At 61.7% G+C, this 20529-nt stretch carries 19 protein-coding genes and 1 riboswitch; of the genes, 13 read left to right on the plus strand and 6 right to left on the minus strand.

Annotated elements, in window-relative coordinates:
- The 5 genes from HU755_RS25215 to HU755_RS25235 all read left to right on the plus strand — a co-directional run bounded on the left by HU755_RS25215 (position 1) and on the right by HU755_RS25235 (position 5534).
- Entirely contained in the window at positions 1-1401 is a 1401-nt protein-coding gene (locus HU755_RS25215) for a PIG-L deacetylase family protein (RefSeq protein ID WP_186637716.1), read from the plus strand.
- Positions 1402-1465: 64 nt separating this feature from the next.
- A complete protein-coding gene (gene hldE, locus HU755_RS25220; RefSeq protein ID WP_186637719.1) occupies positions 1466-2887 on the plus strand; it encodes a bifunctional D-glycero-beta-D-manno-heptose-7-phosphate kinase/D-glycero-beta-D-manno-heptose 1-phosphate adenylyltransferase HldE in 1422 nt (473 codons plus the stop codon).
- Positions 2888-3016: 129 nt separating this feature from the next.
- Positions 3017-3991 (plus strand): glycosyltransferase, encoded by a 975-nt coding sequence (locus HU755_RS25225; protein WP_186619574.1) that lies wholly within the window; start codon positions 3017-3019, stop codon positions 3989-3991.
- Positions 3992-4678, plus strand: coding sequence for a hypothetical protein (locus tag HU755_RS25230; RefSeq protein ID WP_186637721.1), 687 nt, complete (start codon positions 3992-3994; stop codon positions 4676-4678).
- Between the two features lie 55 nt (positions 4679-4733).
- Positions 4734-5534, plus strand: coding sequence for a hypothetical protein (locus HU755_RS25235; protein ID WP_186637723.1), 801 nt, complete (start codon positions 4734-4736; stop codon positions 5532-5534).
- Positions 5535-5538: 4 nt separating this feature from the next.
- Here the strand turns inward: HU755_RS25235 and HU755_RS25240 are convergent, their stop codons facing one another.
- The 4 genes from HU755_RS25240 to HU755_RS25255 all read right to left on the minus strand — a co-directional run bounded on the left by HU755_RS25240 (position 5539) and on the right by HU755_RS25255 (position 9050).
- Positions 5539-6504: a metal ABC transporter ATPase gene (locus tag HU755_RS25240; RefSeq protein ID WP_186549402.1), complete on the minus strand. Its 966-nt coding sequence runs from the start codon at positions 6502-6504 to the stop codon at positions 5539-5541.
- 31 nt (positions 6505-6535) lie between these two features.
- Complete coding sequence (locus HU755_RS25245; protein WP_186637725.1) at positions 6536-7348, minus strand: aldo/keto reductase; 813 nt, start codon at positions 7346-7348, stop codon at positions 6536-6538.
- Positions 7345-8520, minus strand: a complete 1176-nt coding sequence (locus tag HU755_RS25250; protein ID WP_186637728.1) for an FAD-binding oxidoreductase — start codon at positions 8518-8520, stop codon at positions 7345-7347. Before HU755_RS25250 ends, HU755_RS25245 begins: the two co-directional genes overlap by 4 nt.
- Before the next feature lie 197 nt (positions 8521-8717).
- Complete coding sequence (locus tag HU755_RS25255; RefSeq protein ID WP_016771980.1) at positions 8718-9050, minus strand: multidrug efflux SMR transporter; 333 nt, start codon at positions 9048-9050, stop codon at positions 8718-8720.
- 108 nt (positions 9051-9158) lie between these two features.
- On the opposite strand from HU755_RS25255, the gene HU755_RS25260 reads away from it, so the two are divergent.
- Together HU755_RS25260 and waaA are read left to right on the plus strand one after the other, a co-directional pair.
- Positions 9159-10055: a LysR family transcriptional regulator gene (locus tag HU755_RS25260; RefSeq protein WP_186549396.1), complete on the plus strand. Its 897-nt coding sequence runs from the start codon at positions 9159-9161 to the stop codon at positions 10053-10055.
- Between the two features lie 11 nt (positions 10056-10066).
- A complete protein-coding gene (waaA, locus tag HU755_RS25265) occupies positions 10067-11341 on the plus strand; it encodes a lipid IV(A) 3-deoxy-D-manno-octulosonic acid transferase (RefSeq protein ID WP_186637732.1) in 1275 nt (424 codons plus the stop codon).
- Positions 11342-11509: 168 nt separating this feature from the next.
- Here the strand turns inward: waaA and HU755_RS25270 are convergent, their stop codons facing one another.
- Positions 11510-12943, minus strand: a complete 1434-nt coding sequence (locus tag HU755_RS25270) for a TolC family outer membrane protein (RefSeq protein ID WP_186619566.1) — start codon at positions 12941-12943, stop codon at positions 11510-11512.
- Between the two features lie 206 nt (positions 12944-13149).
- A riboswitch (TPP riboswitch) is annotated at positions 13150-13255 on the plus strand.
- Positions 13256-13400: 145 nt separating this feature from the next.
- Between HU755_RS25270 and thiC the strand changes: the two genes are divergently transcribed.
- Together thiC and cytX are read left to right on the plus strand one after the other, a co-directional pair.
- Positions 13401-15290: a phosphomethylpyrimidine synthase ThiC gene (thiC, locus tag HU755_RS25275; protein ID WP_186637735.1), complete on the plus strand. Its 1890-nt coding sequence runs from the start codon at positions 13401-13403 to the stop codon at positions 15288-15290.
- A gap of 233 nt (positions 15291-15523) precedes the next feature.
- Positions 15524-16816 (plus strand): putative hydroxymethylpyrimidine transporter CytX, encoded by a 1293-nt coding sequence (gene cytX / locus HU755_RS25280; protein WP_186637738.1) that lies wholly within the window; start codon positions 15524-15526, stop codon positions 16814-16816.
- On the opposite strand, the gene HU755_RS25285 is transcribed toward cytX, so the two are convergent.
- Positions 16785-17531 (minus strand): RsiV family protein, encoded by a 747-nt coding sequence (locus HU755_RS25285; protein ID WP_186549385.1) that lies wholly within the window; start codon positions 17529-17531, stop codon positions 16785-16787. The two genes, cytX and HU755_RS25285, sit on opposite strands and share 32 nt — an antisense overlap.
- A 227-nt stretch (positions 17532-17758) precedes the next feature.
- Here HU755_RS25285 and HU755_RS25290 point away from each other — a divergent pair, with 227 nt between their 5' ends.
- The 4 genes from HU755_RS25290 (at position 17759) to HU755_RS25305 (ending at position 20500) form a co-directional block, all read left to right on the plus strand.
- Entirely contained in the window at positions 17759-18376 is a 618-nt protein-coding gene (locus HU755_RS25290; RefSeq protein WP_071174399.1) for an NUDIX domain-containing protein, read from the plus strand.
- Positions 18367-18819: a DUF1249 domain-containing protein gene (locus tag HU755_RS25295; protein WP_186619563.1), complete on the plus strand. Its 453-nt coding sequence runs from the start codon at positions 18367-18369 to the stop codon at positions 18817-18819. Before HU755_RS25290 ends, HU755_RS25295 begins: the two co-directional genes overlap by 10 nt.
- Positions 18820-18918: 99 nt before the next feature.
- A complete protein-coding gene (gene cpdA, locus HU755_RS25300; RefSeq protein ID WP_186637741.1) occupies positions 18919-19734 on the plus strand; it encodes a 3',5'-cyclic-AMP phosphodiesterase in 816 nt (271 codons plus the stop codon).
- Positions 19735-19891: 157 nt separating this feature from the next.
- Positions 19892-20500: a YqiA/YcfP family alpha/beta fold hydrolase gene (locus HU755_RS25305; protein WP_186637744.1), complete on the plus strand. Its 609-nt coding sequence runs from the start codon at positions 19892-19894 to the stop codon at positions 20498-20500.
- Positions 20501-20529: the final 29 nt, after the last annotated feature.

Consider the following 20529-nt stretch of genomic DNA (forward strand, 5'->3'; position numbering starts at 1 on the left):
ATGACTGCTCGCAAACAACAGCTGCTCAAGGCGCATCGACGCAGCAAGCGATTGTGCCTCGTCGCGTTCCTGATCGCGCTGCTCGCAACCGGGTTCTGGCTGGGCTGGTGGCTGGTGCCGGTGCTGCTGGTGTTCGCGTGGGTGGCTCATGAGGCGTGGTTTGCCGATCACCTGTTCTATCGGGCGACGGATGACTATCACTATGACTTTCCCGTCGGCACCGCGCGTCAGGCTGTGAGCTTCGACGCTGGCGTCGTGCGTCTGAGTGAGCCGCTGGCCGAAGGCGAAACACTGCTGCTGGAGCTTGCAGTCACAGCCACCTGGCTGGGGCGTTGGCGGGACCCTTACATCGAGGTGGGCGACGATCGCCAGGACTTCGAGCGTGGGGTCAGGGGGCGTCGCTTTGTCAATCTGTCGGGGCAGGCCGCGGCGCTGGCACAGAACGCCCTGGCCTTGCGTGGCCGCCACTGCACACTCGGTGCGGCGGGCACGTTGTGGGTGATGGCTAATCCTGACTATGCCCGACAGCGGGTCATGGTCATTGCGCCCCATGCCGACGACGCGGAGCTGGCCGCGTTCGGCCTTTACAGTCGCAGCGAAGAAGCGAGCATCGTCACCCTGACTCAGGGCGAGATAGAAGCCAACGACTTTCAGCGGCTGGGTCTGGACAAGGCTCAGGCGGCACGGTTGAAGGGCAGGCTGCGCAGTTGGGACAGTCTGACCATTCCTCTATGGGGCGGGGTGCCGGCCGCTCGGTGCGTGCAGTTGGGGTACTACTGTCTGCAGTTGCCGGCCATGGCCGAAGCGCCCGATACAGCATTCGGCTCGCGTGAGTCTGGCGAGAACGATGTGCGCAGTGTCCGCCGGCACAACCCGCTGCGCCTGCCGGGCGATGTTGACGGTGCGCCGACCTGGACCCATCTGGTGGCCGATCTCCAGGCACTGCTGGAGCACTTTCGCCCTGAAGTGGTTGTCACGCCTCATCCCGAGCTTGACCCGCACAGCGATCACGTGGCCTCGACCCGCGCCGTGCTGGAAGCCATCGCCGCCAGTTCCTGGAAACCGGCGACCCTTCTGATGTACGCCAATCATCTGCATGACAACGACCGCTGGCCCATGGGCCCGGCCGGCAGTGGTATTGCGTTGCCGCCGGCGATCGAGCCGTTGCCGGCCGATCGTTTGTGGAGTCCGGTGCTGTCGCCGGATGTGCAACTGGACAAGGCCATGGCGCTGGCCATGGAGCATGACTTGCAGGGCGCGGAGGGTTTCAAGCGACAGCTGCGCCGTTTGATCCAGCAGGTGCTTGCCGGGCGGCGCTGGCCTGTCACCGGCAGTAACGAGTTTTTCCGCAAGGCCGTGCGGCGTCATGAGCTGTTCTGGGTGCGCGAGCTTTCAGATTGAAGCGGACGGCGCTTTACCCTGTGTTAATATCGCGCCCCTGTTCATTTTGTATGTGGGTTGCTCCATGAAGTTGTCCATGCCGCGTTTCGATCAAGCCCCTGTCTTGGTAGTCGGCGATGTCATGCTCGACCGTTACTGGCATGGCGGAACCTCACGGATTTCCCCTGAGGCACCGGTGCCGGTGGTTAAAGTCGAGCAAATCGAAGACCGTCCGGGCGGTGCCGCGAACGTTGCCTTGAACATTGCCGCGCTGGGTGCGCCGGCCTCGCTGGTCGGGGTGACCGGTGATGACGAAGCCGCCGACAGCCTGAGCAACAGCCTCAAGGGCGCGGGCGTACGCGCCTTGTTCCAGCGCATTGCGCACCAGCCAACCATCGTCAAGCTGCGGGTCATGAGCCGGCACCAGCAACTGCTGCGTATCGACTTCGAGGAACCGTTCGCCACCGACGCGCTGGCCCTCGGCTCGCAGGTCGATGACTTGCTCGAAGGCATCAAGGTGCTGGTGCTTTCCGACTACGGCAAGGGTGCCTTGAAAAACCATCAGGCGCTGATTCAGGCGGCCCGGGCGAAAAACATCCCGGTGCTGGCCGATCCGAAGGGCAAGGATTTTTCGATCTACCGTGGCGCCAGCCTGATCACCCCGAACCTCAGCGAATTCGAAGCCATCGTCGGCGGTTGTGCCGACGAGCACGAGCTGGTCAGCAAGGGCGCGACGCTGATGCACGATCTTGACCTCGGCGCGCTGCTGGTCACCCGTGGCGAACACGGCATGACCCTGCTGCGTCCGGACCAGCCGGCGCTGCACTTGCCGGCCCGAGCCCGTGAAGTGTTTGACGTGACCGGCGCCGGCGATACCGTGATTTCGACGCTGGCCGCCGCGATTGCCGCCGGGGAAGAACTGCCGCACGCGGTGGCGCTGGCCAATCTGGCTGCCGGCATCGTTGTCGGCAAACTCGGTACCGCGGCCATCAGTGCCCCGGAACTGCGCCGCGCCATTCAGCGTGAAGAAGGCTCCGAGCGCGGTGTCCTCGGCCTCGAACAACTGCTGTTGGCCGTGGCCGATGCCCGTGCGCATAACGAAAAGATCGTCTTTACCAACGGCTGTTTCGACATCCTGCATGCCGGTCATGTGACCTATCTGGAGCAGGCCCGGGCCCAGGGCGATCGTCTGATCGTGGCGGTCAATGATGATGCTTCGGTCAGCCGCCTCAAAGGCCCTGGTCGTCCGATCAACAGCGTCGACCGGCGCATGGCCGTTCTTGCCGGGCTGGGAGCCGTGGATTGGGTGATCAGCTTCCCTGAAGGCACGCCGGAAAACCTGCTGCGCGAAGTCAAGCCGGACGTGCTGGTCAAGGGCGGCGATTACGGCATCGACCAAGTGGTCGGCGCTGACATCGTTACTGCTTATGGCGGCACCGTGAAAGTGTTGGGCCTGGTGGAAAACAGCTCGACGACCGCGATTGTCGAAAAAATCCGCAGTCGCTGATCAGATGAATTCTTACCGTAGTGAACTATGTGCAAACGGATTTTGCCTTGAGGATCGCGCCGTTTGCGTTGATGTGGCAGGTTTGAATCCGCTGCGCTTGCCTGCCAATCTTGTGTGGTCAATCAGTCTATGAAGGTCATGCTCCTGGTGATGGACGAGCAGCGGGTCATTCTCGACCGGCTCTACGATATCGTGCAGCAGAACTGTGATGAGTGTTTCATCTATCGGTTGAGCAAGCAGCAGCAGATGAACCTGGGGCCGTTTCTGGCCTCGGTTGATTATCAGACCTTCGACCGTGTGGTGATTTTCTCGCGGGTCAAGCGTCTGGCTCCGCAATTGCGGGTACTCCAATGCATCCCGGGGCTGGTGTTTCTTGAACACGACGCCTATCAGAACTACATGCCCGCCAGTAAATACCGTGGCGTTTATTCGCGCCTTTACCGCCGCCTGCCGAGTTGCCGGGCGCTGGTATCGGGTGCCGTGGTCGCGCGCAAAATGTTCGCGGAAGGCATCGACACAGTGTTCGTCTCCAAGGGCTACGACGAACAGATGCTGCATAACACCGGCGTCGAGCGCGACATTCCCATCGGTTTTCTCGGCAGCCTGAAAAGCACCGAATACGCCGAGCGCAAGGCGATGCTCGAATCGCTGGCCAAGCGCACGGGCATGCTGGTGACCCGCACCCAATCGGGGGCGGAATATCTGGAAACGCTCAATCGCATCAAGATTTTTGTCAGCGCCGATATTGGTATGAACGAGTTCATGATCAAGAACTTCGAAGCCATGGCGTGCGGCTGTGTATTGCTGGCCTGGAGTCAGGGTGAAGAAGACCGCCTGCTCGGCTTCGAAGACATGCACAACACCGTGTTCTATCGCAGCGAAGACGAGGCGGTGGCGAAGATCAAGCTGCTGCAGGACAACCCGGAGCTGGCCCAGGGTATCGCCCGCAACGGTCAGATGTTTGCCGAAAGCCGCTACTCGTTTTCCCGGGTCGGCCAGGCACTCGCCGAAGCCATCCAGCGCGAGATGCGCCCATGGCAGCCGCCTTCGGCGTTCACCCGGTTTTGGGTGAAGCTGCGTTACGGCATGAAGGTGCCGGCCTGAATGAGCGATCAGCACATGGCGCTGGATGCGCTGCCCGGCGGCGACCAATCGGTTTTGCAGGCCTTGCCCGAGGCCTTGCGCGAGTGTTTGCAGCGTGCGGCGCGCGTGGTGTTGATTGCCAACAACCCGGCGATCACGGCAGCCGATTTTCAGGCGCTGAACATCGGCGCGGACGACGTCGTCGTCAGCTTCAATACCTGCATCAAGGCGCCGCTGCTCAACGCGCAGAGCGTCAACGTCTTTGTGCACGGCTACAACGCGCCGGACGCCTACTTTTTCGGTTTGCCCTGCGGGGCCGATGTGCAGCGATTGTTCGAGCGTTCGGGCGAGCGTTGTTTCACCATGCTGGTGGGCTGCGCCGCGCCGATGTGTCCGTTGCCGCGCGTGGCGATGTACTGGGATCGCATCCCGTTGCCACCGTTGTGGAATTACCCGGTCGACCGGCCGGGCGGCAAACGCTACGTCGGCCCCTCCACCGGGTTCAACACCCTGGTGCTGTTTGACTGGTTGCGCGGTCACGTCGGTTATACCTATGAGCTCATGACCCTGGGTTTCTCCAACGAGGCGGGAAAGTTATGGGGTGGTCATGCCTGGGATTACGAGCGGGACTGGTTGCAGAAATCCGACGTCATCGTCGTGCCGCTACAGCCCCGGCGCTGGTGGCAAAAACTGTTCCGCGGACAATGAGCCGGGCGGCCGGTATTGCCGGCGGCTCCGGATCACTTTCAAAAGGTGTCGTTGCGTGTTGAAAATCGCCGTGGCTTTTTTCGGGATTCCGAGAAATTCGTCGATCTGTTTCCCTTCTATCGAGCAGAACGTGCTGGCGCAGTTGCCGGTGGGCAGCGAGGTGAAGTGCTTTTACCATCTGTATCAAATCGATGAAGTGCACAATACCCGCTCCGGCGAGAAGGGCGAGCTTAAGGCGGATAACTACCAGCCATTCGAATCGATGACTGGCTCGCTGACCTCAACCGACGGTGTGCTGGAACGTTGGGATTTCGAGCGGGTCAAGGCGCAGGGCGATACTTGGGCAGATGACTATGCGTCGTTGCGCAACCTGATTTATCAGCTCAACTCGCTGCACACCGTGACCACGTTGATGGAGCCTTTCGAGCCGGATTTCGTTGTGTTTGTGCGACCGGACAACTTCTTCCACAGCGCACTGCCCGGCTACGTGTTCAGCCACCCCGAGGCCCGCCGGCACAACGTCTATGTGCCGGACTGGCAATGGTGGGGCGGCCTCAACGACCGCTTCGCCGTGTGCGGGCGCGATACCTACGTGGCGTATGGCAAGCGGATCGAGCGGATCTTCGACTTTTGCCAGGCGACGGGCAGAAAACTGCACTCCGAGCGGTTGCTCAAGTACGCGCTGCTCCAGGCGGGTGCCAAGGTCTGCACGTTGCCGACCCAGGCGTCGCGGGTGCGCATCAACGGTGCATACGCCGATGAGTCGTTTTCGCCCAAGCGCGGCATGGGCAAACGCGAAAACCGCTACTTTCACTTCTTCGCGACGTTGCGCACCTGGATCGATCGCCGACGCTGATCGGCTATTTGCTCGCGCGTTTCTTGCCCAGGCCGACCAGACGCAGGGCCTTGATGCTCAATTGCTTGAGGCCCGAGCGTGGCGCCTGCGCCGGTTGCAATCCCTGCTGCACCAGCCAGTCCTTCCAGCGGATGCGCTCTTCCTGCACGACCCAGCCTTGCTGGCTGGCGAAACTTTCCGCCAGGTGCAGCCCGCGGGTGCTGGCCGGCACCAGCTTGTCACGCTTGAGGGTGTAAAGCTCGGCCAATGGCTTGCCGTCTTCGAGGGGCATCAGGTACAGGTCGGGACGCTTTCGATCGAGCCTGGCCACCAGTTGATCGCCCTCCAGTCGTTCATCGACATGAAACAGGCTCAAAGATTTGGCTTCCCTGGGGATTTCCAGGCGCAAGTCATAGATCAATTGCAGTGAAGCGGTCGGCAAGTGCACGTATGCCCGGGGCCGCTCCAGCAATTGCAGATTGGCGCAGCGTACCGGACGCGCCGAGCCGGACAGCGGCGTCAGGCGAAACGGCAGCGCCTCACGGTAATGCAGCGCGGCGGCGTACGGCGCCGGCAGCCAGGTATCGTTGAAGCGCCCGCCGAGCCAGCCTTCCGGAGTTTCCAGCAAACACTCTTCGGCAATTTCCTGAATCGCCGTGTGCAGCGGAATGTTCAACTCATGGGCCGGCACGTAACCGGAAATCAGCTTCAGCACGACATCGCCGCGGTCCTGGCGGCGCTGGCGCACCAGCACCCAATAATCGCGGTTCTGCCAATGCAGGGTCAGCCGCACGGAAACACCGAGGTTGGCCAGCTCCAGAGAAAAGCGCTCGCTGTCCGCCACGCTCACCGGTTTGCGCCTCTGCAAGGTCTGGGCGAAGTTCAGCGGCATGCCCACGCTCTGATAGCTCAGGCCTTCAGGCGTGGCTTCGACGAACAGCGGCAGCGTCTTGAAGTTGCTCGGGTTCTTTCTGATGAGCGTACGCGGCATATCGGCTCCTGCTTAAGGCCGCGGGGCGGCGTCAGTGACCACGCAGGACCTGAGCAACGGTCGCTACGTTATGGGCGAGGTGCAGCGGATTTATCGTGCCGACGATAGCACTGGCGACGCCGGGCCGGGTAAAGAGCAATTCGAAGCTGGCGCGCACCGGGTCAACACCCGGACTCAGACAAACGTGACCGCTGGCCAAGGCTTTTTTTACCAGAATGGCTTTGCCGTGGGCAGCAGCATAGTCAATGACTGCGCTCTCGTTTTGTTCGTTCAGATTGTAGGTGACCATGGCGCAGTCGCCTTGCTCCAAGGCTTTCAGACCGCCTTCGACGGTTTTCCCGGAAAAGCCGAAACCACCGATCTTGCCTTCGGCCTTGAGCGCCGCGAGTGTGGCGTAAACCTCTTCGTGTTCGAGAATCGCCAGGTCGTTGCCATCGGAGTGCACCAGCACCAGATCGATAAAATCCGTTTCCAGACGTTGCAGGCTGCGCTCGACCGACATTCGCGTGTGCGCGGCGCTGAAGTCGTGGCGCGACAGGCCATCGGCAAATTCTTCGCCGACTTTGCTGACGATCACCCAATCCTGACGCTGGCCGCTCAGTAGCGGGCCGAGGCGTTCTTCGCTGCGGCCATAGGCCGGGGCCGTGTCGATCAGGTTGATGCCCAACTCCCGCGCCTGCCTGAGCAGCATTCGCGCGGCGTCGTCGTCGGGAATCTGGAAGCCGTTGGGGTATTTCACGCCTTGGTCGCGACCGAGCTTGACTGTGCCCAGGCCCAGCGGCGAAACCATAAGGCCGGTACTGCCCAGCGGGCGATGCAGGTCATGCAGGGTGGCGATGGTCATGGCAGCAGTTGCTCCCAGGCCGGGACACCCAGCGGTGGTTTGGGCAGGGCTGGTAAAGGTTCTGCCGCTTGCGGCTGGATACCGTCGCGTTGCAGGGAGGCGAGGACCCGATCAGCGAAGTCCGGCGCGAGTGCCAGTTTGGTCGGCCAGCCCACCAGCAGGCGACCTTCTTCGGCCAGGAACGCATTGTCCGGGCGCGTCAGCCCGGTTTGCAGCGGCTCGGCGCGGTCGACTCGCAAGGTCGCCCACTGTGTGGTGCTCAGGTCGATCCACGGCAGCAATTGGGCGATTTCTTTTTGCGCGGTGGCAATCTGTTCGGCCGGCTCGCGGGCCACCCCTTCGCTTTCGGCAATGTCGCCGCCCATGTACCAGACCCACTGGCCGTCATCCGCCGGGTGCGTGGTCACGGTGATGCGCGGTTTGGTGCCGCCGCCCAGACAGTGGGCGTACAGCGGTTTCAGGCCAGGACCCTTGGCGAGGATCATGTGCAGCGGCCGGCGTTGCATCGCCGGACGGCTCAGGCCGAGGGCTTCGAGCAGTTCGGCGGTGCCGGCACCCGCGCTCAGGACGATGCGTTGTGCGCGGATCGCGCGGCCATCGACTTTCAGGCCGACCAGCACACCTGCTTCCAGCAGCGGCTCGATAAGCTGACCGGCAAGCAGACCGTCACCGGCCAGATCGGCCAGTCGCCGGATCAGGCTTGGCACATCCACCACCAGTTCGGCGAGTCGGTAGACCTTGCCCTTGAAGCGCTTGTCTTGCAGGGCCAGGGGTAGCTCGTCCCCCTTGACCTGATCAACCCGGCCGCGCACGGCCTTGCTGGCAAAGAAACTGGTGAGGTTGCCGGCCAAAGTGCCTGGCGACCACAGGTAATGCGCTTCAGACAGCAGGCGCACACCGGACAGGTCCAGCTCGCCATTACCGGCCAGCGCTTCGCGCCAGCGGCGCGGCATGTCGGCGATCGCCTCCGAGGCGCCGGTCAGCGCACCGTGCAGCGCGTACTTGGCGCCGCCGTGGATGATGCCCTGGGACTTGAGACTCTGCCCGCCGCCGAGGCTGGCGCTCTCCACCAGAACGGTCGAAAACCCTTGGCGGCGCAGGCGCGCGTTCAGCCAGAGGCCGGCGACACCAGCGCCGACAATCAGAACGTCGGTGGAAATAACGGATGGCATGCAGCGACCTCAGTGTTCAAGACGAGGGCGCAGTATACAGACTCGGGAAAGCGCGGGATTTGTCGATGATCAACGCGTGGAATACAAACCTGTAGGAGTGAGCCTGCTCGCGATAGCGGTGTATCCGACGACATAGATGTTGAATGACAGATCGCTATCGCGAGCAGGCTCACTCCTACAGGGGACCGCGTTGCTTTTTAGTGACCGGCAGTCTTCGAAAACAGCTGAATGACCACCACGCCCAGCACGATCAACGCCATCCCCAGCATCGCCGGCACGTCGAGCTTTTGCCCGTAAATAAACAGCGCCGCGACGCTGACCATGACGATGCCCATCCCCGCCCACACGGCGTAGGCGACCCCCACCGGCACGGTGCGCACCACCAGCGTCAGCATCCAGAAGGCGATGCCGTAGCCGACGATGACCAGAATCAGCGGCAGTGGTGTACTGAAGCCTTTGACCGCTTTCATCGAAACGGTGGCTATCACTTCGGCGCAGATGGCAATGGCCAGATAGACATAGGCGTTCATGGTTTCATTCCTCGAATAAATCGTTGCTTGCTGAGGCGCCATTTTAGGGATTCGACAGATGGGGTAAAGTCATTACCTATCTGTTCTGAAGATGGGTTGTCAAAGCGCATGCAGTGGAATCTTGAGCAGTTACGTGTTTTTGTAGAGGTCGCCGAACAGCGTTCGTTCTCGGCCGTGGCGCGTCGGCAGCGCAAGGCGCAGTCGGCGATCAGCAGCGCAGTTGCGATGCTCGAAGCGGACTTGGGCGTGAGCCTGTTCGAACGCAGCAGCGGGCGTCAGCCGAGTCTCACCGAGGCGGGCGAGGCATTGCTGGAAGAGGCACGGGAAGTGCTGCGCCAATGCGAACGTCTCAATGGCCGCGCCATGGCCATGTTGCGCGGCCAGGAAGCGCAATTGCGTGTCGCCCAGGACGAGGCGATGCCGTATCAGGCACTGGTGGAAAGTTTCGCCGCGCTGGCCGAGCAGTTTCCCAGCCTGGAAGTGCAACTGACCAGCGCCGCACAAGGCGAAGTCGCCCGCAAACTGGTCGAGCGTCGCGCCGATCTGGGCCTGTTGTTCTATCACGACGAAATCCCCGAAGCCCTCGAGCGGCGCGTGCTGGGCAGCGTCGAGATGGTCACGGTCTGCGGCGTCAATCATCCGCTGGCGAAGCAGGCTTACGTGACTTGCCAACAACTGGCGCAACACCGGCAACTATTGATGTCGACGCAGACCAGTCTCTATCCCGGTAACGAACCGGCCAGCCCGCAAGTGTGGCGCGCCGACAGCTTCTACGTCATGGCTGAATGGCTGGTGCGTGACCTTGGCTGGGCGTGGTTGCCGCGCCATGTGGTGCAGTATTCGGCGTATCAGGGCTTGATGGTCGAACTGGACAGCGAGTGGACTCCGCCGGCGCTGGTGGTGGAACTGGTCTGGCGCCGCGATGAGCCGCTCGGTCCGGCCGCGCGCTGGCTGGCTGAACGTTTCGCCGTGCACTTGCGGGCGATCGGCGATAAAAGTCGATAAACTCCGCCGCCATGAATAGAACTCTCTACACCGCGCTGTTTTACCTGGGGCTGCCATTGGTGGCGATTCGGCTGTGGCTGCGCGCGCGCAAGGCGCCGGCCTATGCCAAACGGATTGGCGAACGTTTCACCTACGGCATGCCGCCGCTGCAACCTGGCGGCATCTGGGTGCACGCCGTGTCGGTCGGCGAAAGCATCGCCGCAGCGCCGATGATCCGTGGCTTGCTGCAACGTTATCCACAACTGCCGATCACCGTGACCTGCATGACACCGACCGGTTCGGAGCGGATTCAGGCACTGTTCGCCAACGAGCCGCGCATCCAGCATTGCTACATGCCGTATGACTTGCCTTGCGCGGCGGCGCGTTTTCTTGATCGGGTCAAGCCAACGCTGGCGGTGATCATGGAGACCGAGCTGTGGCCTAACCACATTCATCAATGCGCCAAACGCGGCATCCCGGTGGCGCTGGCCAACGGCCGGTTGTCCGAGCGTTCGGCGCGGGGCTATGGCCGCTTCAGTAAACTGACCGCGCCGATGCTCGGCGAGATGAGCTTTCTGGCGGTGCAGACCGAAGCCGAGGCGCAGCGTTTTCGTGACCTCGGCGCGCGCCCCGAGACGGTTGAAGTGACCGGCTCAATCAAATTCGACCTGACCATCGATCCGCAACTGCTCCAAAGCGCTGCGCAATTGCGTAGCCAATGGCAGGCGCAGGAACGTCCAGTGTGGATCGCCGCCAGCACCCACGAGGGCGAAGACGAAGTGGTGCTCGACGCCCATCGTCGCTTGCTGACCAACCATCCGGACGCGTTGCTGATACTGGTGCCGCGCCATCCGGAGCGGTTCGATTCGGTGTTCGGCGTCTGCCAGCGCGAAGGCTTTGCCACGGTGCGGCGCTCGACGGGTGTCAATGTCGATGCGCAGACTTCGGTCCTGCTTGGCGACACCATGGGCGAACTGTTGTTTTTGTATGCGCTGGCGGACAGCGCCTTTGTCGGCGGCAGCCTGGTGCCCAATGGCGGGCACAATCTGCTCGAACCCGCTGCGCTCGCCAAACCGGTACTCAGCGGCCCGCACCTGTTCAACTTCCTCGACATCGCCGCGCAGTTGCGAGACGGCGGGGCGCTGGTTGAAGTCGATGATGCCGAAGGGCTGGCGGTTGAAGTCCAGCGCTTGTTCGAACTGCCGCGCGATGCGCAACGCATGGCCGAGGCCGGGCTGGCGGTGATGCGCCGCAATCAGGGCGCGTTGCAGCGCCTGCTGGATGGTTTGGGTCGGCTGATTCAATAGTCGCTTGGAATATTACTGTGGCGAGGGGATTTATCCCCGCTGGGTTGCGAAGCAGCCCTGAAACCATTCAACGCGGTGATTCAGAAAAACCGTGTCCACCGCTATTGCGACTGCTGTGCAGCCGGACGGGGATAAATCCCCTCGCCACAGGGGATTCATTCCAGATTGTTATGGCCGCGCCTTGAGCTGCGCCTCGGCCGCTGACGCCAGGTCCGGCGGCAGGAAGTCCTTGTCCGGGTTGTAGTCGGCCTTCAGGTAGCGGGTCAGGTCCTGCAAGTCGCCGGGGTTCAACGTCCCCGCCGCTTGCTTCAAGCGCAGGTTGTCGAGAATGTAGTCGTAACGGGTGTTGTTGTAGTTGCGCACCGAGGTGTACAGCTGGCGCTGCGCATCGAGCACATCCACGATATTGCGCGTCCCCACCTGGTAACCGATTTCCGTGGCTTCCACCGCGCTCTGGTTGGAAATGATCGACTGGCGGCGCGCCTGCACCTGCTCGACGTCAGTGTTCACCGCACGGTGCAGATTGCGGGTGTTTTCCACTACCTGGCGCCGCAGGGCTTCACGCTGCTGCTCGCTCTGATCGAGTTGCGCATAAGACTGACGCACTTGCGAACTGGTCAAGCCGCCACTGTAGATCGGGATGCTCAGTTGCAGGCCCAGGGTGCTCTGTTCGACGTTGCCGCCGTAGGGCGCGCCGAAGGAGTTCGGGTTGGCGAAACCGAGGGCGTCGTTATCGCCTTTTTCGTATTTGGCCACCGCGTCGAGGGTCGGCAAATGGCCGGCCTTGCGCTGCTTGAGGGTTTGTTCGGCGGAGCTGACTGCATAGTTACTGGCGAGCAGATTGAGGTTCTGCCGCGCCGCCGTGTCGACCCAGGATTTCGCATCGTTGGGGGCCGGCGGCAGGATCGGCAGCGTGTGCACGATGCCCTGAATCGAGTTGTACTGACGGTTGGTCAGGGTGATCAACGCTTCGAAGGCGTCGTCGACCTGACGCTGCGCGACGATGCGGTTGGCTCGTGCGGTGTCGTAACTGGCTTGCGATTGCAGCACGTCGGTCTTGTCCGAGAGGCCGACATCGAAGCGCTCGTTGGACTGGTCGAGCTGGCGTTTGAACGCGGCTTCTTCGGCCTTGGTCGAGGCCAGGTTGTCCTGGCTGCGCAGCACGTTGAAATAGCTTTCGGCGGTCTGCAGGATCAGGTTCTGTTCGGTCGCCGAGAGTTGCAGCGCAGCCTGCTCGTTGACGTCCTTGGCGGCCTGATACTGGAACCAGCGATCGGCGCGGAACAATGGCTGCGCCAGCGTCGCTTGATAAGAATGCGCGCTGCGGTTGGCGATGGCCGACGGCTGATCGATCGAAGTGCGCACGTCGGCGACTTCGGCGCCGCCAGAGAGGTTGGGCAGCAAACCGGCGCGGGCCTGGGGTACGACTTCTTTCTGCGCGCCGTACTGGGCGCGGGCGGCTGCCAGGTCGGCGTTGTTGTCGACCGCTTCCTGGTAGACGCTGACCAGATCGGTTTTGGTCGACAAGGGCGCTTCCGCTGCCCAGGCCATTGCGTTGGACGCACAAGACACGGCGATAGCCAGTGAGAGTTTGCGCAGCATGAGGCGATCCCTAGCATTAATATTATGGAAGTAATCCGGGCGCCAAAGGTAAGGCGCGGCCCGTGCAGCGTCAAGGCGCGGCCAGGGCAAAGCGAGTGTAGTTGTGCATTAGGCCGGCAACAATCGGGCGAGCCCTGTATTTACGCCATTCATCATGGCGTTCGCTGCGGTGTTGGCGTTCCGTGGCGGTTGTGTCTAGACTGGCCGGGTTCTTGTCGGGGTGCCTTGCTATGAGGCTGAGATCGAATAATTTCGGATCCCGTTGAACCTGATCAGGTTAGCGCCTGCGTAGGGAACAAGATTTCTCGTCACCCGGCGAGTCCTCTTGTGCTTCGTCCGGGATATTGTTCGACAATCGAACGCTCATGACGAATGCACAGCACCAGCCCTGGTGCGTCCGTGCCTTTCAGGTTCTGCTCCGACAATCCACTGCTGGATGCTGTCTGGAGAGCCCGTGATGACGACAAAAGAAAAAAACGCGATCAACCTGAGTGACTCGGCCAAGGTCGACGAGCAATCGGTCAAGCCGTTCACCCGTTCGCAAAAAGTCTACGTTCAGGGCTCGCGCCCGGACATCCGCGTACCAATGCGCGAAATCAGCCTGGATGTAACCCCGACCGACTTTGGCGGCGAAATCAACGCGCCGGTCACTGTCTACGACACGTCTGGCCCGTACACCGATCCGAACGTGGTGATCGATGTGCGCAAAGGCCTGGGGGATGTGCGCTCGGCGTGGATCGACGACCGTGGTGACACCGAGCGTCTGTCGGGTCTGAGCTCCAACTTCGGCCAGCAGCGTCTGGCCGACGCCGAGCTGACCAAACTGCGTTTCGCCCACGTCAACAACCCGCGCCGCGCCAAGGCCGGGGCCAACGTCAGTCAGATGCACTACGCGCGCAAAGGCATCATCACCGCCGAGATGGAATACGTCGCCATCCGCGAGAACATGAAGCTGCAAGAGGCCCGCGCAGCCGGCCTGTTGAAGCAGCAGCACGCCGGCCACAGCTTCGGCGCGAGCATCCCGAAAGAAATCACCCCTGAGTTCGTCCGCGAAGAAATCGCCCGCGGTCGCGCGATCATTCCTGCCAACATCAACCACGTCGAACTGGAACCGATGATCATTGGCCGTAACTTCCTGGTGAAGATCAACGGCAACATCGGCAACAGCGCGCTGGGTTCGTCCATCGAAGAAGAAGTGGCGAAACTGACCTGGGGCATTCGCTGGGGTTCGGACACGGTGATGGACTTGTCCACCGGCAAGCACATTCACGAAACCCGCGAGTGGATCATCCGCAACTCGCCGGTGCCGATCGGTACTGTGCCGATCTATCAGGCCCTGGAAAAGGTCAACGGCGTGGCCGAAGACCTGACCTGGGAGCTGTTTCGCGACACGCTGATCGAGCAGGCCGAGCAGGGCGTCGACTACTTCACCATCCACGCCGGTGTGCTGCTGCGCTATGTGCCGCTGACCGCCAAGCGCGTGACCGGCATCGTTTCCCGTGGCGGCTCGATCATGGCCAAGTGGTGCCTGGCGCACCACAAAGAGAACTTCCTCTACACCCACTTCGACGAAATCTGCGAAATCATGAAGGCCTACGACGTCAGCTTCTCGCTGGGCGACGGGCTGCGTCCGGGCTCGATTGCCGACGCCAACGACGAAGCGCAATTCGGCGAGCTGGAGACCCTTGGCGAACTGACCAAAATCGCCTGGAAGCATGACGTCCAATGCATGATCGAAGGCCCCGGCCATGTGCCGATGCAGTTGATCAAGGAGAACATGGACAAGCAGCTGGAGTGCTGCGACGAGGCGCCGTTCTACACCCTCGGCCCGCTGACCACCGACATCGCGCCGGGTTACGACCACATCACCTCCGGCATCGGTGCGGCGATGATCGGCTGGTTCGGTTGCGCGATGCTCTGCTACGTGACGCCGAAGGAACACCTGGGTCTGCCGAACAAGGATGACGTTAAAACCGGCATCATCACCTACAAGATCGCCGCGCATGCGGCGGACTTGGCCAAGGGACATCCGGGCGCACAGATCCGCGACAACGCCTTGAGCAAGGCACGCTTCGAATTCCGTTGGGAAGACCAGTTCAACCTCGGTCTCGATCCGGACACCGCCCGCTCGTACCACGACGAAACCCTGCCAAAGGATTCGGCGAAAGTCGCGCATTTCTGTTCGATGTGCGGGCCGAAGTTCTGCTCGATGAAAATCACCCAGGAAGTCCGTGAATACGCGGCCAACCAGCGGATTGACGCGGTCGACGTGGATGTCGCCAAAGGCCTGGCGGAACAGGCCGAGCGGTTCAAGCAGGAAGGCAGCCAGCTTTACAAAAAAGTGTAAGCGGCAAGCTGCAAGCTGCCAGCTACAAGAGGGGAGCCGGTCTGTGTATCGCTTCCGATTTGCGGCTTGCAGCTGTTTCGATGGTGCCTGGACTGGCCTCTTCGCGAGCAAGCCCGCTCCCACATTGGATTTGTGCACTGCGCACATTTAATGTGGGAGCGGGCTTGCTCGCGAAGGCGTCAGAACAGACACCAGAGATCTCAATGACAAAATATTCCTCTGAGATAACACCCTTGAGCATTCAACCCGGCACTTATTCTCCCGACCTCGCCGTACCCGCCGACCGGCGGGTTTTCGGCGGTCGCGATCTGTTTTCCCTGTGGTTCTCCCTCGGCATCGGTCTGATGGTGTTGCAGACCGGTGCCCTGCTTGCGCCCGGTCTGGGCCTGTCCGGTTCGCTGCTGGCGATTTTCCTCGGCACGCTGGTTGGCGTGTTGCTGCTCGCCGCTGTCGGCGTGATCGGCAGCGATACCGGTCTGTCGTCGATGACCGCGCTGAAACTCAGCCTTGGCCGCCACGGCGCGAGCCTGCCGGCGCTGCTTAACTTGCTGCAACTGATCGGTTGGGGCTCGTTCGAAATCATCGTCATGCGTGACGCGGCCAGCCTGCTCGGCACCCGTGCGTTCAGCGAAGGTTCGCTGTGGGCCAATCCGATCCTGTGGACGCTGTTCTTCGGGGCGCTGGCAACTTTGCTGGCGGTCAGCGGCCCGCTGACTTTCGTGCGGCAGATTTTGCGCAAATGGGGCATCTGGCTGCTGCTGGCCGCGTGTCTGTGGCTGACCTGGAACCTGTTCGCCAAAGCCGACCTCGCTGCACTGTGGGCGCGCGCCGGTGACGGTTCGATGCCGTTCGCCGTCGGTTTCGACATCGCCATCGCCATGCCGCTGTCGTGGCTGCCGCTGATCGCCGACTATTCGCGCTTCGGCAAGCGCGCGCGAAACGTGTTTGGTGGTACGGCGGTCGGCTTCTTCATCGGCAATTTCTGGCTGATGAGCCTTGGCGTTGCCTACACCCTGGCGTTCGCGCCGAGCGGTGAAGTCAATGCGCTGTTGCTGGCGTTGGCTGGCGCCGGTCTGGGGATTCCGTTGTTGCTGATTCTGCTCGACGAGTCGGAAAACGCTTTCGCCGATATTCACTCGGCGGCGGTGTCGAGCGGGATGCTGTTGCGCCTGAAAGTCGAGCATCTGGCCTTGGTCATCGGCGTGATTTGCACGCTGATCGCGCTGCTGGCGCCGTTGGCGCAGTACCAGAACTTCCTGCTGCTGATCGGCTCGGTGTTTGCACCGCTGTTCGGCGTGGTGCTGGTCGATCACTTTATCCTGCGCAAGCGCAGTGCTCAGGTGGCGTCAGCCGCATTGCGCTGGCCGGCGTTGTTGGCGTGGCTCGGTGGCGTAAGCACTTACCACTTGCTGGCGAATCTGTACCCAGATGTGGGTGCAACCCTGCCGGCGCTGGTGCTGGCAGGGCTGTTGCAGCTAGTGCTGGGCCGAGCCTTCAGTTACGGCCGGGAAACAGCTCAGGCTTGAGAATGCCGTTCAGGCGCGGATAAGGAATCTTCAATTCGACGTGGCCCAGCGCGTAAGGCGCAATGGTGGTCACGTCGTACTTGAGGATCACGCCGCCGTAGGTCAGCGCCACGTTCGCGGTTTTCACGAAGGGCCAGTTCGCCACGAACTCCGCTTCCTGATCGAGCTTGGTGCTGATCAGCCAGCTGTTGTGCGCCACCTGCGCGGCTTTCCAGAACGCTTCTTCCTGACCCGGCAGCAACATGTCCGACAGGTTCAGCACCTTGTGCTGCTGGCGCGAATAGTTGATGAAGCCGCGGCCCGGTGTGCCATGGGCGCCGCCGGTATCGAGGTAGCTCGACAACTCGATGATCACCAGTCCGTCATGCTGTTCGCGTACTTTGGCTTGCAGGTAGCTACTGTAGCGTGGGCCGGCGCTGGCCAGAAACTGCTCGCGGTAGGCGGCCAGGGTGGGTGCCACCGGGGCGTTCTTCTCGGTGCGGGTCATTTGCAGCAGACGTTTTTCGATGATGCCGTCCAGTGCCGGCTCGTCCGGAAAGCGCAGGGTATCGATGTTCACCAGCGGGCAGTCTGCGTTGGAGCAGCCGGGCTTGAGCTGTTCCGAAGCGTCGCGGGTGGTTTCCAGCGGCGTACGGTAGTTGGGCTGGAACAGACTGGCACAGGCGCCCAGAGTCAGGGCGATGGCAGCCACGGAGGCAATTTTGAAAAGCGACATGGGCGTCCTTTCGAAAGCAGGGGAAGGCAAAAAGTTACCGCTTCGACTCTCAACGAAGCAGTCAGTTCGCCACTAAGCTAATTAGAGTGGGTTTCGCCGTCACCGTCCATCCCGCTGACGGTAAAGGGGCTGCATCAAACGGTGCGGGCGCGTTAGGATGGCGCGAAGTCGAGGTTGCCGGACACACCCAGCAACCTCGTAATGGATGTGCAGTAAAGAGGATGCTTATGACCGATTTTGCCAACGCCATTCCGACCGCCGTCGATATCGTGCGGCGCGAAAAATGCTACGAGGGCTTTTACAAGCTCGACCGTGTGCACCTGCGCCACGAATTGTTCGCCGGTGGCATGAGCCGCGAGATCAACCGTGAAATATTCGTGCGTCACGATGCCGTGTGCGTGCTGCCTTACGATCCGCAGCGCGACCAAGTGGTGCTGATCGAGCAGTTTCGCGTCGGCGCCATGGGCAAGGCCGACAACCCGTGGCTGGTCGAACTGGTTGCTGGTCTGATCGATAAGGATGAACAACCGGAAGAAGTTGCTCACCGCGAGGCGCAGGAGGAAGCTGGGCTGGACATCAAAGCGTTGTGGCCGATGACCAAATACTTCCCGTCGCCGGGTGGCAGCAATGAATTTGTGCATTTGTATCTAGGGCGTTGCAGCACCGACGGCGTCGGCGGTCTGCACGGGCTGGAAGAAGAGGCAGAGGACATTCGCGTAACGGTCTGGGCATTTGAAGATGCCTTGCAGGCGGTCCGCGACGGACGCATTGCCAACGCGGCGAGCATCATCGCCTTGCAGTGGCTGGCGCTGAACCGCGCCGAAGTGAGGGGGCTATGGTCGTAAACAGGCTGCGCGATCGTTATCGGGTTGACCTTGTGGGGCTGCAAGCCGCCTGCGAGGCCAACTACGCGCGCCTGATGCGACTGCTGCCGGACATGCGCAACGACCCCGAGGCCCGGCGCATCGCCGTGACTCAGGGTGAGCAAATGCTCGGCGTGCTGGCCCTCGAAGTGCTGCAAACCTGCCCGTACACCACGACCTTGCAGGTGCGTCAGGAACACAGCCTGCCGTGGTTGCCGGTGCCGCAGCTGGAAGTGCAGGTCTATCACGACGCGCGCATGGCCGAAGTGGTCAGCGCCGAACATGCACGACGCTTTCGCGGCATCTATCCTTACCCGAACGCGGCCATGCACCAGCCGGATGAAAAAGCTCAGCTCAATCTGTTCCTGGGGGAGTGGCTGAGTCATTGCCTGGCATTGGGGCACGAGTACGAAGTCGTTCGCTAGTTGTGAACTGCGTCCGGTTCGATGCTTTCCCCTTTGAGTCATCGCCCAGCATAATTGCCGCACTTGATCGATTCCGTGCTTTTGCCTTGGGAGAACGCCTTGCCGAGCGTATCCACGTTGACCACCGCCGACCCGGCGCTGCTGGTGCAGTTGTCCGACAGCCACCTGTTCGCTGAAGCGGACGGCAAACTGCTGGGCCTGAAAACGCGCGAGAGCCTGCAAAAGGTCATCGATCTGGTGTTGTCGCAACAGCCACAGATTGATCTGGTGCTGGCCACCGGCGACATTTCCCAGGACGGTACGCTTGCGTCGTATCAGGCCTTCCGCCAGATAAGCGCGCAGATCGAGGCCCCGGCGCGCTGGATTCCGGGCAATCACGACGAGCCGATGGTTATGGCCGAGGCGGCGGTGCAGAGCGCGTTGCTGGAGCCGGTTGTCGATATTGGCAACTGGCGTGTGACGTTGCTGGATTCGGCCGTACCGGGTTCGGTTCCGGGGTATTTGCAGGACGACCAACTGCAATTGCTGGCTCGCTCATTGAGCGAAGCACCGGAGCGTCATCATCTGGTGTGCTTCCACCATCATCCGGTGTCGATCGGTTGCGCATGGATGGAGCCGATCGGTCTGCGCAATCCCGAAGCCTTCTTTGAAGTACTGGATCGCTTTCCACAGGTTCGCGCGGTGCTGTGGGGGCATGTGCATCAGGAGATTGATCGCGAGCGCAACGGCGTGAGATTGATGGCTTCGCCTTCGACCTGCATTCAGTTCGAGCCGGGGAGTGTGGACTTCAAGGTCGGCGAGCAGGCGCCGGGGTATCGCTGGTTGCGGCTTTTGCCGGATGGACGGCTGGAAACCGGCGTGGAACGCGTTACCGGACTCGACTTTCAGGTTGATTACGGTTCTGAAGGTTACTGAGGCCATAAGGGCCTCTTCGCGAGCAAGCCCGCTCCCACATTGGAATGCGTTCCCCTGTGGGAGCGGGCTTGCTCGCGAAGGCGTCCGGACAAACACCCACGATTGCCCTGACTCCCTGTAAACTCCGCTATCTTTCGCCGACAGCCAGGGAACTCAAATGTCCGGTTCGATCCTCTATATCCACGGTTTCAACAGTGCGCCGGCCTCGAAGAAGGCCTGTCAGCTGGTCGCGGTGATGGAGCGGCTGGGCTTGAGCGAGCAACTGCGAGTGCCGGCCCTGCATCATCATCCGCGCGAAGCCATCGCTCAGCTGGAGCAAGCGATTGCCGAGCTGGGCAGTCCGCTGCTGGTGGGAAGCTCACTCGGCGGCTACTATGCGACTCACCTGGCCGAGCGCCATGGCCTGAAAGCGCTGCTGGTCAACCCGGCGGTCAGCCCGCACCGGATGTTCGATGGTTATCTGGGCACGCAGAAAAACCTCTACACCGATGAAACCTGGGAATTGACCCACGACCACGTCACGGCCCTGGCCGAACTGGAAGTGCCGGCACCGCAGGATCCACGGCGTTATCAGGTCTGGTTGCAAACCGGCGATGAAACGCTGGATTATCGCCTCGCCCAACAGTATTACCGCGCCTGTGCCTTGCGCATTCAGGCGGGCGGCGACCACAGTTTCCGAGGCTTTGCCGGGCAATTGCCGGCGTTGCTGAGTTTTGCCGGCATGGCTGCCGATATGTATCAGGCAATCGATTTCACCACGCTGTGAAGTCTTGCCCCTCTTTCATGACTGACTGA

This window comes from Pseudomonas sp. SWRI111 (assembly GCF_014268555.1).
Lineage (GTDB): Bacteria > Pseudomonadota > Gammaproteobacteria > Pseudomonadales > Pseudomonadaceae > Aquipseudomonas > Aquipseudomonas hamedanensis.

Excerpts from the sequence above, each read along its gene's own strand:
- hldE (WP_186637719.1), top strand. The coding sequence starts at position 1,466 with ATGAAGTTGTCCATGCCGCGTTTCGATCAAGCCCCTGTCTTGGTAGTC.
- HU755_RS25230 (WP_186637721.1), top strand. The coding sequence starts at position 3,992 with ATGAGCGATCAGCACATGGCGCTGGATGCGCTGCCCGGCGGCGACCAA.
- thiC (WP_186637735.1), top strand. The coding sequence starts at position 13,401 with ATGACGACAAAAGAAAAAAACGCGATCAACCTGAGTGACTCGGCCAAG.
- HU755_RS25215 (WP_186637716.1), top strand. The coding sequence starts at position 1 with ATGACTGCTCGCAAACAACAGCTGCTCAAGGCGCATCGACGCAGCAAG.
- HU755_RS25260 (WP_186549396.1), top strand. The coding sequence starts at position 9,159 with ATGCAGTGGAATCTTGAGCAGTTACGTGTTTTTGTAGAGGTCGCCGAA.
- HU755_RS25270 (WP_186619566.1), bottom strand. The coding sequence starts at position 12,943 with ATGCTGCGCAAACTCTCACTGGCTATCGCCGTGTCTTGTGCGTCCAAC.
- HU755_RS25290 (WP_071174399.1), top strand. The coding sequence starts at position 17,759 with ATGACCGATTTTGCCAACGCCATTCCGACCGCCGTCGATATCGTGCGG.
- HU755_RS25285 (WP_186549385.1), bottom strand. The coding sequence starts at position 17,531 with ATGTCGCTTTTCAAAATTGCCTCCGTGGCTGCCATCGCCCTGACTCTG.
- HU755_RS25245 (WP_186637725.1), bottom strand. The coding sequence starts at position 7,348 with ATGACCATCGCCACCCTGCATGACCTGCATCGCCCGCTGGGCAGTACC.
- HU755_RS25305 (WP_186637744.1), top strand. The coding sequence starts at position 19,892 with ATGTCCGGTTCGATCCTCTATATCCACGGTTTCAACAGTGCGCCGGCC.
- HU755_RS25250 (WP_186637728.1), bottom strand. The coding sequence starts at position 8,520 with ATGCCATCCGTTATTTCCACCGACGTTCTGATTGTCGGCGCTGGTGTC.
- HU755_RS25295 (WP_186619563.1), top strand. The coding sequence starts at position 18,367 with ATGGTCGTAAACAGGCTGCGCGATCGTTATCGGGTTGACCTTGTGGGG.
- waaA (WP_186637732.1), top strand. The coding sequence starts at position 10,067 with ATGAATAGAACTCTCTACACCGCGCTGTTTTACCTGGGGCTGCCATTG.
- HU755_RS25255 (WP_016771980.1), bottom strand. The coding sequence starts at position 9,050 with ATGAACGCCTATGTCTATCTGGCCATTGCCATCTGCGCCGAAGTGATA.
- HU755_RS25225 (WP_186619574.1), top strand. The coding sequence starts at position 3,017 with ATGAAGGTCATGCTCCTGGTGATGGACGAGCAGCGGGTCATTCTCGAC.
- HU755_RS25240 (WP_186549402.1), bottom strand. The coding sequence starts at position 6,504 with ATGCCGCGTACGCTCATCAGAAAGAACCCGAGCAACTTCAAGACGCTG.